Annotated in this window: 12 protein-coding genes; 8 read left to right on the top strand and 4 right to left on the bottom strand. The window is 62.6% G+C overall.

Annotation, left to right across the window (positions count from 1 at the left end):
• Positions 1 to 70: 70 nt before the first annotated feature.
• The 8 genes from BLS57_RS17045 to BLS57_RS17010 all read left to right on the top strand — a co-directional run bounded on the left by BLS57_RS17045 (position 71) and on the right by BLS57_RS17010 (position 10,935).
• Entirely contained in the window at positions 71 to 508 is a 438-nt protein-coding gene (locus BLS57_RS17045; protein WP_093743852.1) for a GFA family protein, read from the top strand.
• Entirely contained in the window at positions 505 to 939 is a 435-nt protein-coding gene (locus BLS57_RS17040) for a GFA family protein (RefSeq protein WP_167356455.1), read from the top strand. The genes BLS57_RS17045 and BLS57_RS17040 overlap by 4 nt, the downstream gene beginning before the upstream one ends.
• Positions 936 to 5,468 carry a glutamate synthase large subunit gene (gltB, locus tag BLS57_RS17035; protein ID WP_093743851.1) on the top strand — a complete coding sequence of 1,511 codons (4,533 nt, stop codon included), beginning with the start codon at positions 936 to 938 and terminating at the stop codon, positions 5,466 to 5,468. Before BLS57_RS17040 ends, gltB begins: the two co-directional genes overlap by 4 nt.
• A 217-nt stretch (positions 5,469 to 5,685) precedes the next feature.
• Complete coding sequence (locus BLS57_RS17030; RefSeq protein ID WP_093743850.1) at positions 5,686 to 6,387, top strand: SGNH/GDSL hydrolase family protein; 702 nt, start codon at positions 5,686 to 5,688, stop codon at positions 6,385 to 6,387.
• A gap of 7 nt (positions 6,388 to 6,394) precedes the next feature.
• Positions 6,395 to 7,129 carry a monofunctional biosynthetic peptidoglycan transglycosylase gene (gene mtgA / locus BLS57_RS17025; protein WP_167356454.1) on the top strand — a complete coding sequence of 245 codons (735 nt, stop codon included), beginning with the start codon at positions 6,395 to 6,397 and terminating at the stop codon, positions 7,127 to 7,129.
• A gap of 58 nt (positions 7,130 to 7,187) precedes the next feature.
• Positions 7,188 to 7,856: an FtsZ-binding protein FzlA gene (fzlA, locus tag BLS57_RS17020; RefSeq protein WP_093743849.1), complete on the top strand. Its 669-nt coding sequence runs from the start codon at positions 7,188 to 7,190 to the stop codon at positions 7,854 to 7,856.
• Positions 7,857 to 7,878: 22 nt separating this feature from the next.
• On the top strand, positions 7,879 to 8,925 hold the full coding sequence (gene queG, locus BLS57_RS17015) for a tRNA epoxyqueuosine(34) reductase QueG (protein WP_093743848.1): 1,047 nt from the start codon (positions 7,879 to 7,881) through the stop codon (positions 8,923 to 8,925).
• Between the two features lie 3 nt (positions 8,926 to 8,928).
• Positions 8,929 to 10,935 carry a hydantoinase/oxoprolinase N-terminal domain-containing protein gene (locus BLS57_RS17010; RefSeq protein ID WP_093743847.1) on the top strand — a complete coding sequence of 669 codons (2,007 nt, stop codon included), beginning with the start codon at positions 8,929 to 8,931 and terminating at the stop codon, positions 10,933 to 10,935.
• A 29-nt stretch (positions 10,936 to 10,964) separates the two neighbouring features.
• Here the strand turns inward: BLS57_RS17010 and msrA are convergent, their stop codons facing one another.
• The 4 genes from msrA to BLS57_RS16990 form a co-directional block, all read right to left on the bottom strand.
• Positions 10,965 to 11,474: a peptide-methionine (S)-S-oxide reductase MsrA gene (gene msrA / locus BLS57_RS17005; RefSeq protein ID WP_093743846.1), complete on the bottom strand. Its 510-nt coding sequence runs from the start codon at positions 11,472 to 11,474 to the stop codon at positions 10,965 to 10,967.
• Positions 11,471 to 11,920 carry a peptide-methionine (R)-S-oxide reductase MsrB gene (gene msrB / locus BLS57_RS17000; RefSeq protein ID WP_093743845.1) on the bottom strand — a complete coding sequence of 150 codons (450 nt, stop codon included), beginning with the start codon at positions 11,918 to 11,920 and terminating at the stop codon, positions 11,471 to 11,473. Before msrB ends, msrA begins: the two co-directional genes overlap by 4 nt.
• 79 nt (positions 11,921 to 11,999) lie before the next feature.
• Positions 12,000 to 12,869: a DMT family transporter gene (locus tag BLS57_RS16995; RefSeq protein ID WP_093743844.1), complete on the bottom strand. Its 870-nt coding sequence runs from the start codon at positions 12,867 to 12,869 to the stop codon at positions 12,000 to 12,002.
• A gap of 577 nt (positions 12,870 to 13,446) precedes the next feature.
• Positions 13,447 to 13,737, bottom strand: a complete 291-nt coding sequence (locus tag BLS57_RS16990; protein WP_093743843.1) for an HU family DNA-binding protein — start codon at positions 13,735 to 13,737, stop codon at positions 13,447 to 13,449.

Here is a 13,737-nt window from a genome sequence, read left to right as displayed (position 1 = left end):
CATATGCCCTTGCGCCCGTTTTTGACCGATAGGTCAGCATCTGTGACCTTTGCCGGGGCGAAGGTGAAGAATGTCTGAAGAGAAGCATCACGGGCACTGTCTTTGTGGGGCGGTCACGGTCGATGTCACCGGGCCGCTTGGTGAGATTTCGGCCTGCCATTGCGACCCCTGCACGCGCTGGAGCGGGTCCATGCAGATGGGCATTGAGGTGCCGCGCGAGCAGGTGAGTTATGCGGGGCCGATCCGGACCTATGCGTCATCCTCCTTTGCCGAGCGGGCGTGGTGCGAGACTTGCGGCACGGCGGTTTGGTTTGCCGATCACGAGGGCGATAATGCGCATCTGCTGGAACTGGCACCGGGGCTGTTTGACGGCTTTGGCGGGGCCAAGCTGGCGCGGGTGGTCTATGCCGACCGTGCGCCGAGCAATGTGACGCTCGCGGGTGATTTGGAGCGGGTGAGCAAAGCCGATTACGAGGCGCGCAACCTGCATGTGGAGGACAAGCCATGAGCCGTTTGGAAGGTAAATGCCTGTGCGGGGCGGTGACGCTGAGTTTCGAGCCGCTGAAGGATGCGCTTGGGGCCTGTCATTGCGAGATGTGCCGTCGTTGGACCGGGAGCGCTTTTCTGGAGATCGACGCGAAGCCCGGAAGCCTGACCCATGAGGGGCCGGTGAAGAGCTTTGCGTCGTCAGACTGGGCCGAGCGCGCTTGGTGCGACGCCTGTGGCACGACGCTTTGGTATCACCTGACGCTGCCGGGGCATGATTATTACAGCATTAGTGCCGGGCTGGTTGATGACGCCGGCGGGCTAGAGCTGACAACCGAGATTTACATTGATGTGAAGCCCGCAGGCTATGCCTTTGCCGGGGAGCACGAAACCAAAACCAAGGCCGAAGTCGAAGCAGGATTTGCGGCATTTGTGGAAGGAACCAAGCCATGACCAAATATGATGACGCCTGGGTAGCCCGCGAAGAAGCCAAACGCGCGATGATGGCCGAGAAGGGCATGTATAGCTTTGAAGAGGAACATTCCTCTTGCGGTGTTGGCTTGGTGGTGAACGTCAACGGCGAAAAGACCCGCGAAGTGGTGCTGAACGGGATCAACGCGTTGAAAGCGATCTGGCACCGGGGGGCGGTGGACGCGGATGGGATGACCGGCGATGGCGCGGGCATTCACCTGCAAATTCCGGTGCCGTTCTTTTACGATCAGGTGCGCCGCACCGGGCATACGCCGCGTGAGGATGAGCTGATTGCCGTGGGGCAGGTGTTCTTGCCGCGCACCAACTTTGCCGCGCAGGAGACGTGCCGGACCATCGTTGAGACCGAAGTCCTGCGCATGGGCTACTACATCTATGGCTGGCGCCATGTGCCGGTGGATATTTCCGTGTTGGGCGAGAAGGCCAATGCAACGCGGCCCGAGATTGAGCAGATCCTGATCTCCAACGCCAAGGGCGTGGACGAGGAGACCTTTGAGCGTGAGCTTTATGTGATCCGGCGCCGGATCGAGAAAGCTGCCATCGCGGCGCAGGTGCCGCAGATGTATATCGCGTCGATGTCCTGCCGCAGCATCATCTACAAGGGCATGATGCTCGCCGAGCAGGTGGCTGAGTTCTATCCCGATCTGAAGGATGACCAATTCGTCAGCGCCTTTGCGATCTATCACCAGCGTTATTCGACCAATACTTTCCCGCAGTGGTGGCTGGCGCAGCCTTTCCGCATGTTGGCGCATAACGGCGAAATCAACACGCTTAAGGGCAACACCAACTGGATGAAGAGCCATGAGATTCGCATGGCGTCGGCGACCTTTGGTGAGATGGCCGAGGATATCAAACCGATCGTGGCGGCGGGGTCGAGCGACTCGGCGGCGTTGGATTCGGTGTTTGAGGTCTTGGTGCGGGCGGGGCGTTCGGCGCCGATGGCGAAGACGATGTTGGTGCCGGAGTCTTGGTCCAAGCTGGCGGTGGAATTGCCGCAGGCGTGGCGGGACATGTATTCCTATTGCAACTCGGTGATGGAGCCTTGGGACGGGCCTGCGGCCTTGGCGATGACCGATGGCCGCTGGGTCTGCGCGGGGCTGGACCGGAACGGTCTGCGCCCGATGCGCTATGTGGTGACCTCGGATGGCATGCTGATCGCGGGTTCGGAAGCCGGGATGGTGCCGCTGGATGAGGCGCGGGTCGTGGCCAAGGGCGCGCTTGGGCCGGGGCAGATGATTGCGGTCGATATGACCGAGGGCAAGCTGTTCCACGACACTGAGATCAAGGACAAGCTGTCGGGCAACCAGCCCTTTGGTGACTGGGTCAGCAAGATCCATGAGCTGGACGATGTGTTGAGCGCGGTGACCGAAAAGCCGCTGTTTGAGGGCAATGAGCTGCGTCGGCGTCAGGTGGCGGCGGGCTATACGATTGAAGAGTTGGAGCAGATCCTTGCGCCGATGGCCGAGGACGGGAAAGAGACGCTGGCGAGCATGGGGGATGATACCCCGTCGGCGGTCTTGAGCGGGCAGTACCGGCCTTTGAGCCATTTCTTCCGGCAGAACTTTAGCCAGGTGACCAACCCGCCGATTGATAGCTTGCGCGAATTCCGGGTGATGAGCTTGAAGACGCGCTTCGGGAACCTGAAGAACGTGCTCGACGAAGACAGCAGCCAGACCGAGATTCTGGTGCTCGACAGTCCTTTCGTCGGCAATGCCCAGTTCGAAGAGCTGATGGCGCAGTTCAAAGTGCATACAGTGACAATCGATTGCAGCTTTGAGCCGGGCAACGGCAACCTTAGCGCCGGCCTGGCGCGTATCCGGGCCGAGGCGGAGGATGCCGTGCGCTCGGGCGCGGGGCATCTGGTGCTGACGGATCAGTATAGCGGCGAAGACAGGGTCGCGATGCCGATGATCTTGGCCACCAGCGCGGTGCACAGCCATCTGGTGCGCAAGGGGCTGCGGACCTTTACCTCGCTCAACGTGCGCTCTGCGGAATGTGTCGATCCGCATTACTTTGCCGTGCTGGTGGGCTGTGGTGCGACCGTGGTGAACGCTTATTTGGCCGAGGATTCCTTGGCGGATCGGATTGGGCGTGGGCTGCTGGATATGTCGCTGACCGAAGCGGTGCAGAAGTACCGTGAGGCGATTGATCAGGGTCTGCTCAAGATCATGGCGAAGATGGGGATTTCGGTGATCTCGTCCTATCGCGGCGGGTTGAACTTTGAGGCCGTGGGCCTGTCGCGCGCCATGTGCGCCGAATATTTCCCCGGCATGACAAGCCGCATCAGCGGGATCGGTGTTGTCGGTATCCAGCGCAAGGCCGAGGAAGTTCATGCGCGTGGCTGGTTGGGCGATGGCGTCGTCATGCCAATCGGCGGTTTCTACAAGCAGCGCAAGTCGGGTGAGAAACACGCTTGGGAGGCGAGCAGCATGCATATGCTGCAGATGGCCTGCAACAAAGCGTCCTACCAGATGTGGCAGCAATACTCGAAGAAGATGCAGAGCAACCCGCCGATCCATCTGCGTGACTTGCTCGACATCAAGCCGCGGGGCAATCCGGTGCCGTTGGAGGAGGTGGAGAGCATCACCTCGATCCGCAAGCGGTTCGTGACGCCGGGCATGTCGTTGGGGGCGCTGTCGCCTGAGGCGCATAAGACGCTGAACGTGGCGATGAACCGTATCGGTGCGAAGTCAGACAGTGGTGAAGGCGGCGAAGATCCAGCGCATTTCGTGCCGGAGTCCAATGGCGACAACCCGAGTGCCAAGATCAAACAGGTGGCCTCGGGGCGCTTTGGCGTGACGGCGGAGTACCTGAACCAGTGTGAAGAGTTGGAGATCAAGGTCGCGCAGGGTGCCAAGCCCGGTGAGGGTGGGCAGCTTCCGGGGATGAAGGTCACCGACCTGATCGCGCGGCTGCGGCATTCGACCAAGGGCGTGACGCTGATCTCGCCCCCGCCGCACCACGACATCTACTCGATCGAAGACCTCGCGCAGCTGATCTATGACCTAAAGCAGATCAACCCGCGCTGTAAGGTGACGGTAAAGCTGGTGGCGTCTTCGGGTGTTGGCACGATTGCTGCGGGTGTGGCTAAGGCCAAGGCAGATATCATTTTGATTTCCGGCCATAACGGCGGCACCGGGGCGTCGCCTGCGACCTCGATCAAATACGCGGGTTTGCCGTGGGAGATGGGCCTGACCGAGGCGCACCAGGTTCTGTCGATGAACAACCTGCGCGACCGGGTGACATTGCGGACCGATGGGGGTTTGCGGACCGGGCGTGACATCGTCATGGCCGCGATGATGGGGGCCGAGGAATATGGCATCGGCACCGCTGCGCTGATCGCGATGGGCTGCATCATGGTGCGCCAGTGTCAGTCGAACACCTGCCCCGTGGGTGTTTGTACGCAGGACGAAGCCCTGCGCGGCAAGTTCACCGGGAACGCGGATAAGGTGGTGAACCTCATTACCTTCTACGCCACTGAAGTGCGGGAGATTTTGGCCAGCATTGGGGCGCGGAGCCTTGATGAGGTCATTGGCCGGGCGGACCTGCTGACGCAGGTGAGCCGAGGCTCGGCGCATCTGGATGATCTGGACCTGAACCCGCTTTTGATCACCGTCGATGGCGCGCATGAGAATGTCTATGACCGCGATAAGCCGCGTCAGGTGGTGCTCGATACGCTGGATGCGCAGATCGTGCGTGATGCGGCGCGGTTCTTGGAGGACGGCGAGAAGATGCAGCTTTCCTATGCGGTGCAGAATACGCATCGGACGGTGGGCACGCGTGTGTCGAGCCATATCGTCAAGCGGTTCGGGATGCGCAATTCGTTGCAGCCGGATCACCTGACGGTGAAGCTGACCGGGAGTGCCGGGCAGTCTTTGGGTGCTTTTGCGGCGCCGGGACTGAAGCTCGAAGTCTCGGGCGATGCCAATGACTATGTCGGCAAGGGTTTGTCGGGCGGTACGATTGTGGTGCGGCCTTCGATGGCCAGCCCGGTGGTGGCGTCGGAGAATACGATCATTGGCAACACGGTGCTTTATGGCGCGACGGCGGGTTATCTCTTTGCCGCTGGGCGTGCGGGTGAGCGCTTTGCGGTGCGCAACTCGGGCGCGCATGTGGTGATCGAAGGCTGCGGCAGCAACGGTTGTGAATATATGACCGGCGGTGTGGCGGTGATCCTTGGAGAGATCGGGGCGAATTTTGCCGCCGGGATGACTGGGGGAATGGCGTATCTGTATGATCCTGATGGGCTGGCGCCGAAGCTGATGAATGCCGAGACCATTGTGACCTGTCCGGTGACGGTGGATCACTGGATGGATCAGTTGCACGGGCTGATCGAGCGTCATTTGGCGGAGACGGGTAGTCGCAAGGCAGCGGATATTCTGCAGCATTGGGAGACGGAGAAGCACAACTTCTTGCAGGTTTGCCCGAAGGAGATGTTGGTGCATCTGCCCGCGCCGTTGAGTGTTGAAGAGACGGCGGTTCCGGCTGAGTGACGAGGGCGATCGCCTGCCCGCGGGTGGGCGATCCTCCGTGGCCTCATGCCACTTTATGGTTCGGCCTTGATGTGCGCTTGAGAGGGCACGCCTAGTCTTTCGAAATCGCCTACCCGTCCGGGCGGGCAGGCGATGGCCCGGCGCCTGCGGCTTGATTCCGGGCTGGGGTGGTAGAGATTGCCGGGGGCACTACCTCAACCGTCTTACAGGAGGCGGTATGCGGAAAATTTTGATCATCTTGGCCCTGTTCATAGGCCTCACCGCCTGCACAGACACCGCCCCCCGCGGCGCAGGCGACATTCTCGTCCTCGGCGATTCCATCATGGCATGGAACGGCAGCGCCGCGATCCCCGATGTCATCGCCAGCGCAACGGGCCGCAGCGTCACCAGCCGCGCGGTGCCGGGGGCGCAATTCGACAACGACTCGACCATTGCTTCCGCCGTCGGCTTTGACATCCAACAGCAGTTCCCCGGTGGGCGCTGGAACTGGGTGCTGGTCAACGGTGGGGCCAATGACCTGAGCGCCGACTGCGGCTGCGGTGCCTGCGCAGCGTCGGTCAACGCGCTCATCAGCCCCGATGGGCAGGGCAGCATACCGGCCTTCCTGCAAAGGCTCCGCGCGGAAACCGGTGCGCAGGTGATGTGGATGGGCTATTACGCAGGCTCTGGCAGCGGTTCCTTCGCCGGGTGCCGCGACGATCTGGTCGAGATCGAAGCCCGCATCGCCCGCTTCGCCGCCCGCACCCCCGGCGTGCATTTCGTCGATTCCGAAGACGTGATCGACCGCAGCGACCGGGGGCTCTTTGCAGGCGACAATGTGCATCCCTCCAAACGCGGCTCGGCACGGATCGGGGCCTACCTCGCCCAAGAGATCACGGCGCGCGAGAAACGTTCACAAACGCCTGCCAGCAGCCTATAGCTAGACCATGAGCACACGTAAAAAGACCGCCACCAAGGGCCGGGGTCGCCGTAAGGCTGCGCCGCAGATCACCTTCAAACAACGCGTCACACGCTGGTTTTTCGGCGCGATCCTCCTGTTGGGTGCGCTGGCGGTGCTGCTCGTGCTGCTCTTTCGTTTCGTCAATCCGCCGACCGGGGTCTATATGTTCTCCGAAAGCCGCCGTTTGGGCGGGGTGCAGCGCGACTGGGTGCCGCTGGAGCAGATTGCCCCGGTTATGGCGCGCTCGGCTGTGGCGGCGGAGGATGCGAATTTCTGCAACCACTGGGGCTTTGACATGGAGGCGATCCGCACGGCGATCGAGAACGGCTCGGAGCGCGGGGCGTCCACGATCAGCCAGCAGACGGTCAAGAATGTCTACCTTTGGCACGGGCGCTCGTGGATACGCAAAGCGATGGAGGCCGGGATGACGCCGCTGGTTGAGGCGCTTTGGCCGAAGCGGCGGATTATCGAGGTTTATCTGAATGTTGCGGAGTTCGACGAGGGCGTCTTTGGCGTCGGCGCAGCGGCCCCACATTACTTTGGCGTGAGCGCTGGGGACCTCAGCGACAAGCAGGCCGCACGGCTTGCGGCGATCCTGCCGGACCCCAAAGACCGCTCGGCCTCCAAGCCCGGCGACTTCACCCGCAAACGCACGGCACAGATCATGGACGGGGCGGCGACCATCCGCGCGGACGGTCGCGCCGCCTGTTTCGAGAGTTGAAAATCCCTACGCCAACAGGCATGGAAGAGTGTAACCCCTTTTATCAGACGGACTTCTTATGACGGCTCGCTTGTTTCATGTTCCCTTGTCTCCCTTCTGCCGCAAGGTGCGGCTGAGCCTGGGCGAGAAGAAGATCGAGGTGGAACTGGTTGAGGAACGCTATTGGGAGCAAGACCCGGATTTCCTGCGCCGTAACCCGGCGGGCAAAGTGCCTGTGCTGCGGCTGGACGGGATCATGATGTCCGAAAGCGCGGCGATCTGCGAATATATCGAAGAGACCCGCCCCGAAGCGCCCCTGCTGCCCAGCGACCCGGTGCAGCGGTTGGAGGTGCGGCGGCTGGTGAGCTGGTTTGACGACAAGTTCCACCATGAGGTGACGTCAAAACTGCTTTATGAGCGGGTGAACAAGAAGGTCACCAAGCAGGGCTACCCAGACAGCAAAAACGTCAAGGCCGGGGCTAAGGCGATCAAATATCATCTCGATTACATGACATGGCTGCTCGACCACCGCCGTTGGTTGGCGGGAGATGTGATGACGCTGGCGGATTTCGCGGCGGCGGCGCATTTGTCCTCGCTCGACTATATCTCGGATGTGGATTGGAACCGCTCTGCCGTGGTCAAGGACTGGTACGCCAAGATCAAATCGCGCCCGGCCTTCCGCTCGATCCTTGCCGATCAGGTGCCGGGCTTCCCGCCGCCCAAGCAATACAACAACCTCGACTTCTGATGGCGTCCGAGGCGCCACGAGGGTGACTGTGGACAGCGAAGACCTGAAGGCGCGCGTGGTGGCACGGGCGCTGGAGGAAGGGTTTGTCGCCTGCCGCATCTGCCGCCCCGCTGACGTGCCGGAGGTGCCGGAGCGGTTGAGCCGTTTTGTCGAAGCAGGCTTTCATGGTCAGATGGGCTGGATGGAAGAGCGCATGCATTGGCGCGGCAACCCGGCGGTGCTGTGGCCCGAGGCGCGGTCGGTCATCATGCTGGCCGAGAGCTATACGCCCGAGCATGATCCGCGTGCGGTGTTGGAGCAGCCTGAGAAGGGGGCGATTTCCGTCTATGCGCAGGGGCGTGATTACCATGACATCGTCAAGAAACGGCTCAAGCGGCTGGCACGTTGGCTGATGGAAGAGGCGCGCGCGCAGGAGCCTGAAGTGAAGGTTTTTGTGGATACCGCCCCGGTGCCGGAAAAGGCCTTGGCGCAGGCGGCGGGGCTGGGGTGGCAGGGGAAACACACCAACCTTCTGAGCCGGAAGTTCGGCAATTGGGCCTTTTTAGGCTCTGTTTTTACGACCCTCGATCTGGCAACCGATGCGCGGGAGGTGGACCACTGTGGCTCTTGTCGCGCCTGTTTGGACGCTTGCCCGACCGATGCTTTCCCCGCGCCCTATCAACTCGATGCGCGGCGCTGCATTTCCTATCTGACGATTGAGCATAAAGGCCCGGTCGATCTGGAGCTGCGCGAAAAACTGGGCAACCGGATTTACGGCTGTGATGACTGCCTCGCCGCCTGCCCATGGAACAAGTTCGCCGTGGCGGCGAGCGACATGCGCTATCACGGCCCAGCGGTGCAGCCTGCCGATCTGGCAGAGCTGGCAACACTGGATGATACCGCGTTTCGCGCGCGGTTTTCCGGCTCGCCGATCAAGCGGATCGGGCGGGACCGCTTTGTGCGCAATGTGCTTTATGCCATCGGCAATTCTGGGCTGGCAGAGCTGCGCCCGGTGGCGCAATCTTTGGCGGAGGATGCCGATGCGACGGTCGCGGATGCGGCGCGTTGGGCGGCTGAAAGGCTTGGGTAGGCAATGACAGTGTTACTGGGTGTGGACACGGGTGGCACCTATACGGATGCGGTGTTGATCCGGGATGAGACGGAGGTGATTGCTTCGGCTAAGGCGCTGACGACGCGGGCGGATTTGGCAATTGGTGTCGGGAATGCCGTGAGCGCGGTGCTGGCGCAGTCGGGTTTCGCGCCTTCGGACATTGCGATGGCATCGCTGTCGACGACCTTGGCGACCAATGCGTTGGTTGAAGGGCAAGGCGGGCGCGTGGCGTTGATCTACGTCGGGTTTCGGGCGCGGGACTTGGCGGCGCATGGGCTGGAAGAGGCGCTGCGCGGCGATCCATCTTTGCTGCTGGCAGGCGGGCATGACCATGCCGGGGCCGAGGTGGCGGCGCTGGATGAAGCGGCGCTATTGGCCTTTTTAGAGACACATAAGCGGGATGTGAGCGGCTTTGCCGTGGCAAGCCAGTTCGCCACGCGCAACCCGGCGCATGAGGTGCGGGTGGCGGAACTGGTGGCTGAGGTGACGGGGCGACCGGTCTCGGCCTCGCACGAATTATCGGCGCGGTTGAACGGACCGAAGCGTGCGCTGACGGCGCTGCTGAATGCGCGGTTGATTGGGATGATTGACCGCCTGATCGGCCGGGCAGAGACGCAGTTGCGCGCTTTAGGGATCAACGCGCCGATGATGGTGGTGCGCGGCGACGGCGCGCAGATGTCGAGCGCGCAGGCGCGGCAGCGACCGATTGAGACGATTTTAAGCGGACCTGCGGCGTCCTTGGTCGGGGCCAAATGGCTGACGGGGGCGGAGCATGCGCTGGTGTCGGACATTGGCGGGACTACGACGGATGTGGCTCTGTTGCGCGATGGGCGGCCCGCGATTGACCCGGCGGGGGCGCAGGTCGGGGCCTATCGCACGATGGTCGAAGCAGTGGCGATGCGCACCCATGGGCTGGGCGGGGACAGTGAGGTGCATTTCGTCGCCGAAGGGCTGATGGCGGGGGTGACGCTGGGGCCGAAGCGGGTTTTGCCGGTGTCGCTGATGGCCACGGAGGCACCGGAAGTCGTCCACACGGCACTTGATGCGCAGTTGCGGCGGACGGTGCCGGGCGAGCATGACGGGCGCTTTGTGCGGGCTGTGTCCGGGCAGGAGGCGGAAGGGCTGGCCCCGCGTGAAGCGGCTCTGTTGGAGCGGATTGGTGCTGCGGTGCATCCTTTGGGAGATGTCCTGCGGTCGCGGATGGAGAAGGGCGCGCTGGCGCGGTTGGTGGCGCGGGGCTTGGTGCAGGTCGCGGGGGTGACGCCTTCGGATGCGAGCCATGTGGCGGGGCAGTTGGACGCTTGGGATGCGCATGCGGCGCGCAAGGCGTTGGAACTGTTCGGGCGGCAGCGCGGGGGATCGGGGGCCAAGTTCTGTCCGGAGCCTGAAAAGCTTGCGCAGATCATTATCGATCGGCTCATTTATCAGACCAGTTTGGCCTTGTTAGAGACTGCTTTTGCGGAGGAAGACCCCGGTTTCGACCTTCCGCCGGAGGTTTTGGCGCGGCATGTTTTGTTGCAGCGGGGTTTGGCAGGGCATCGGGGGCTGTTGCGAATTGATGCGGGGCTGAACTTGCCTATCGTAGGGCTGGGCGCGTCGGCGGCGAGTTACTATCCGGCGGTGGGGGCGCGGCTTGGGACCGAAATGATTTTGCCGGAACATGCGGGCGTGGCGAATGCCATCGGCGCGGTCGTGGGGCGGGTCATCATGCGGCAAAGCGGGACGGTGACCTCGCCGGTCGAAGGGAAGTTTCGCGTGCATTTGGACGCGGGGCCGGAGGATTTCAGCGATCCGGAGAGTGCTTTGGCCCTGTTAGAGACGGTTTTGACGCGGGCCGCACGGGAGCGGGCAAAGTCAGCGGGTGCGGCGGAGATTGAGGTGCAGGTCTCGCGCAATATCCGCACGGCGGGTGTCGAGGGGCGGGAGGTTTTTGTTGAGGCGGATGTGACCGTCGAAGCCTCGGGCCGTCCGCGCGTGGCGGTGGGCTGAACCCCCGGCGCGGGGCCGGGGGCAGTCGTTTATTCGGCGGCGTCGCGTTTGGGCAGCACCCAATCGGCGCGGGGGAAGTGGCAGGTGTAGCCGTTGGGCATCCGTTCCAGATAGTCTTGATGGTCCGGCTCGGCTTCCCAGAAATCGCCAACCGGTTCGACTTCGGTCACCACTTTGCCGGGCCAGAGGCCGGAGGCTTCGACATCAGCGATGGTGTCTTCGGCCACGGCTTTTTGCTCGTCGCTTACGTAGTAGATTGCGGAGCGGTAGCTCATGCCACGGTCATTGCCTTGGCGGTTGATCGTGGTGGGGTCGTGGATCTGGAAAAAGAATTCCAGCAATTCGCGGTAGGAGGTTTTCTCTGAGTCAAAGATGATCTCGATTCCCTCGGCGTGGGTGCCGTGGTCGCGGTAGGTCGCGTTAGGCACGTCGCCGCCAGTATAGCCGACGCGGGTCGAGACCACGCCGGGGCGGCGGCGGATCAGGTCTTGCATGCCCCAAAAGCAGCCACCGGCCAGTACTGCGCGTTCGGTTGTCATGTTACGTTCTCCACTTGGTTGAGGTATTCGCCATAGCCTTCGGCTTCCATGTCGTCGCGGTGGATGAAGCGCAGGGAGGCGGAGTTAATGCAATAGCGCAGGCCGCCCCGGTCTGGTGGACCGTCGGGGAAGACGTGGCCGAGGTGGCTGTCGCCATGTTTGCTGCGCACTTCGGTGCGGACCATGCCGAGCGAGGCGTCTTGTAGCTCTTCGACATAGGCGGGCTCGATCGGTTTGGTAAAGCTCGGCCAGCCGCAGCCGCTTTCATATTTGTCGCCGCTGGCAAAGAGCGGTTCGCCAGAGACGATGTCGACATAGATGCCCGGCTCTTTGTTGCTGAGATATTTGCCGGTGCCGGGGCGTTCGGTGCCGCTGCGTTGGGTGACGTGGAACTCTTCCGCGCTCAGCGCGTCGATGGCTTCGGTGGTTTTTTCGTATTGGGGCATGGCGTCCTCCGGATGGGGTGTTGGCCTATTAGATGGGGTCTGGGAACGGAATTCAAAGGGTTTGCGGCTCACAGAGGTGTTACGTTTTACGCTGGCGCGAGACCTGCACGGCGAGGATGCCGCCCGCGATGATCGCCACGCCGAGGATGTCGCGGGGGCCGAGGGTTTCGCCCAGCAGCATGGCCGCGATGGCGACGCCGAAGAAGGGGTTGAGGAAGTGGAAGGTCGCCGCGCGGGTGGCGCCGATGCGGTTGACCAGCCAGAACCAGACCACGGTGGCGGCAAGGCCGGGGACGAGGCAGGTATATGCGAAGGCCAGCGTCAGGCGCAGGCTGGGGTCGATGCGCGGGGCCTCAAACAGAAGGGTCGCGATGCTGAGCGCGACACAGCCGACGAGCATTTGCAGGCCGACGACCATGAGGAAATTGCCGCCCGAGGTTGCACCGCGCACCAGCAGGGTGGCGGCGGTGAGGGCGACGACGCCGATGGCGCAGAGGATGAGGCCGTAGAGGTCGACTTGGCCGCCAAGGCGCGCGCCCATGATGATGGCGACGCCGAGGACGCCTGCGAGGAGGCCTGCGATGCCGAGGGGGCGGAGTTTTTCCCCCAGAAAGGCCCAGGCGGCGAAGCCGACGAGCAGGGGCATGGTGGAGGCGATGATCGCAGCGAGGGAGGCTTCGATAGTCTGCATTGCGATGAAGTTTAGGCCAAGGTAGACGGCGTTTTGCAGGATGCCGAAGATCACCGTGGCGCGCCATTGGGCGGGGGTGAGGCGCCAACTTTGGCCCAAGGCGAGCGCGATACCGACACCGATGAGACCGGAGATCAGGTAGCGCAGGGAAAGGGCGAGGAGGGGCGAGGCGTCCATCACGATGATGCGGGCGGAGGTGAAGGCCGAGGACCACATCACGGCAAAGGCCAGACCCATGAGAATTGCGCGTATGTCCATGAGATGCCCCCTGTTCTGAACTTGCTAAGCAATGGCTGGTTTGCGGGGAGAGGACAAGGTGGGGAAAACGGGTAAGGCTACCACCCCAGCCCGGAATCAAGCCGCAGGCGCCGGGCCATCGCCTGCCCGCCCGTCACGCCAAAGGCGTGCCGTGTTTTTAGGGGCGCACCTCTGGTGCGACCGGGTAGGCGATTTGGTGAGGCTGGGTGCGACTTTGCGAAGTCTCATCACGGTTGAACCACAAAGTGGCACGAAGCTGGCCTCGGATCGCCGACCCGCGGTCAGGCGCTGGCCCTCAGATAACTAGTTCTCGGGCTGATAGGGATGCGGTTCTCCGTTTCGATCTGCCCCCGGCCCGGGATCAAGCCGTAGGCTCCGGGCCATCGCCTGCCCGCCTCACCGGGTAGGCGATTTGGTGAGGCTGGGTGCGACTTTGCGTAGTCTCACCAAGGCTGAACCATAAAGTAGCACGAGGCGACGTTGGATCGCCGACCCGCGGGCAGGCGATGGCCCTCAGCGTCCCCAACGAAAAAGGGTCGCCCGCGGGCGACCCTTTCGTAAACGCTCAGCCGATGGCTTACTCGTTCACGCTGTCCTTCAGCGCCTTCGCGATGGTCATCTTGACCACTTTGTCGGCGTCTTTCTTGAACTGCTCACCGGTCGCGGGGTTACGCACCATACGCTCGGGGCGCTCGCGGCAATAGATTTTGCCAACGCCAGGCAGGGTTACGGCACCACCAGCAGACACTTCGCGGGTGATCAGGTTGCAAACGGCGTCAAGCGCTGCGCCTGCGGATTTCTTGTCCGTGTCCATCTCTTCTGCCAGAGCGGCGACGAGCTGGGTCTTGGTCATTGGTTTGGTTGCCAT

Source organism: Sulfitobacter delicatus, assembly GCF_900102535.1.
GTDB classification, from domain to species: Bacteria; Pseudomonadota; Alphaproteobacteria; order Rhodobacterales; family Rhodobacteraceae; genus Sulfitobacter; species Sulfitobacter delicatus.
Note: the sequence above shows the minus strand (reverse complement) of the source record. Positions and strands in the feature narration are given on the sequence as shown.

Bases quoted from the DNA above. Each gene is read 5' to 3' on its own strand.
- gltB (WP_093743851.1), top strand. From the start codon at position 936: ATGACCAAATATGATGACGCCTGGGTAGCCCGCGAAGAAGCCAAACGC.
- BLS57_RS16990 (WP_093743843.1), bottom strand. From the start codon at position 13,737: ATGGCAACCAAACCAATGACCAAGACCCAGCTCGTCGCCGCTCTGGCA.
- mtgA (WP_167356454.1), top strand. From the start codon at position 6,395: ATGAGCACACGTAAAAAGACCGCCACCAAGGGCCGGGGTCGCCGTAAG.
- fzlA (WP_093743849.1), top strand. From the start codon at position 7,188: ATGACGGCTCGCTTGTTTCATGTTCCCTTGTCTCCCTTCTGCCGCAAG.
- BLS57_RS17030 (WP_093743850.1), top strand. From the start codon at position 5,686: ATGCGGAAAATTTTGATCATCTTGGCCCTGTTCATAGGCCTCACCGCC.
- BLS57_RS16995 (WP_093743844.1), bottom strand. From the start codon at position 12,869: ATGGACATACGCGCAATTCTCATGGGTCTGGCCTTTGCCGTGATGTGG.
- BLS57_RS17040 (WP_167356455.1), top strand. From the start codon at position 505: ATGAGCCGTTTGGAAGGTAAATGCCTGTGCGGGGCGGTGACGCTGAGT.
- BLS57_RS17010 (WP_093743847.1), top strand. From the start codon at position 8,929: ATGACAGTGTTACTGGGTGTGGACACGGGTGGCACCTATACGGATGCG.
- BLS57_RS17045 (WP_093743852.1), top strand. From the start codon at position 71: ATGTCTGAAGAGAAGCATCACGGGCACTGTCTTTGTGGGGCGGTCACG.
- msrB (WP_093743845.1), bottom strand. From the start codon at position 11,920: ATGCCCCAATACGAAAAAACCACCGAAGCCATCGACGCGCTGAGCGCG.
- msrA (WP_093743846.1), bottom strand. From the start codon at position 11,474: ATGACAACCGAACGCGCAGTACTGGCCGGTGGCTGCTTTTGGGGCATG.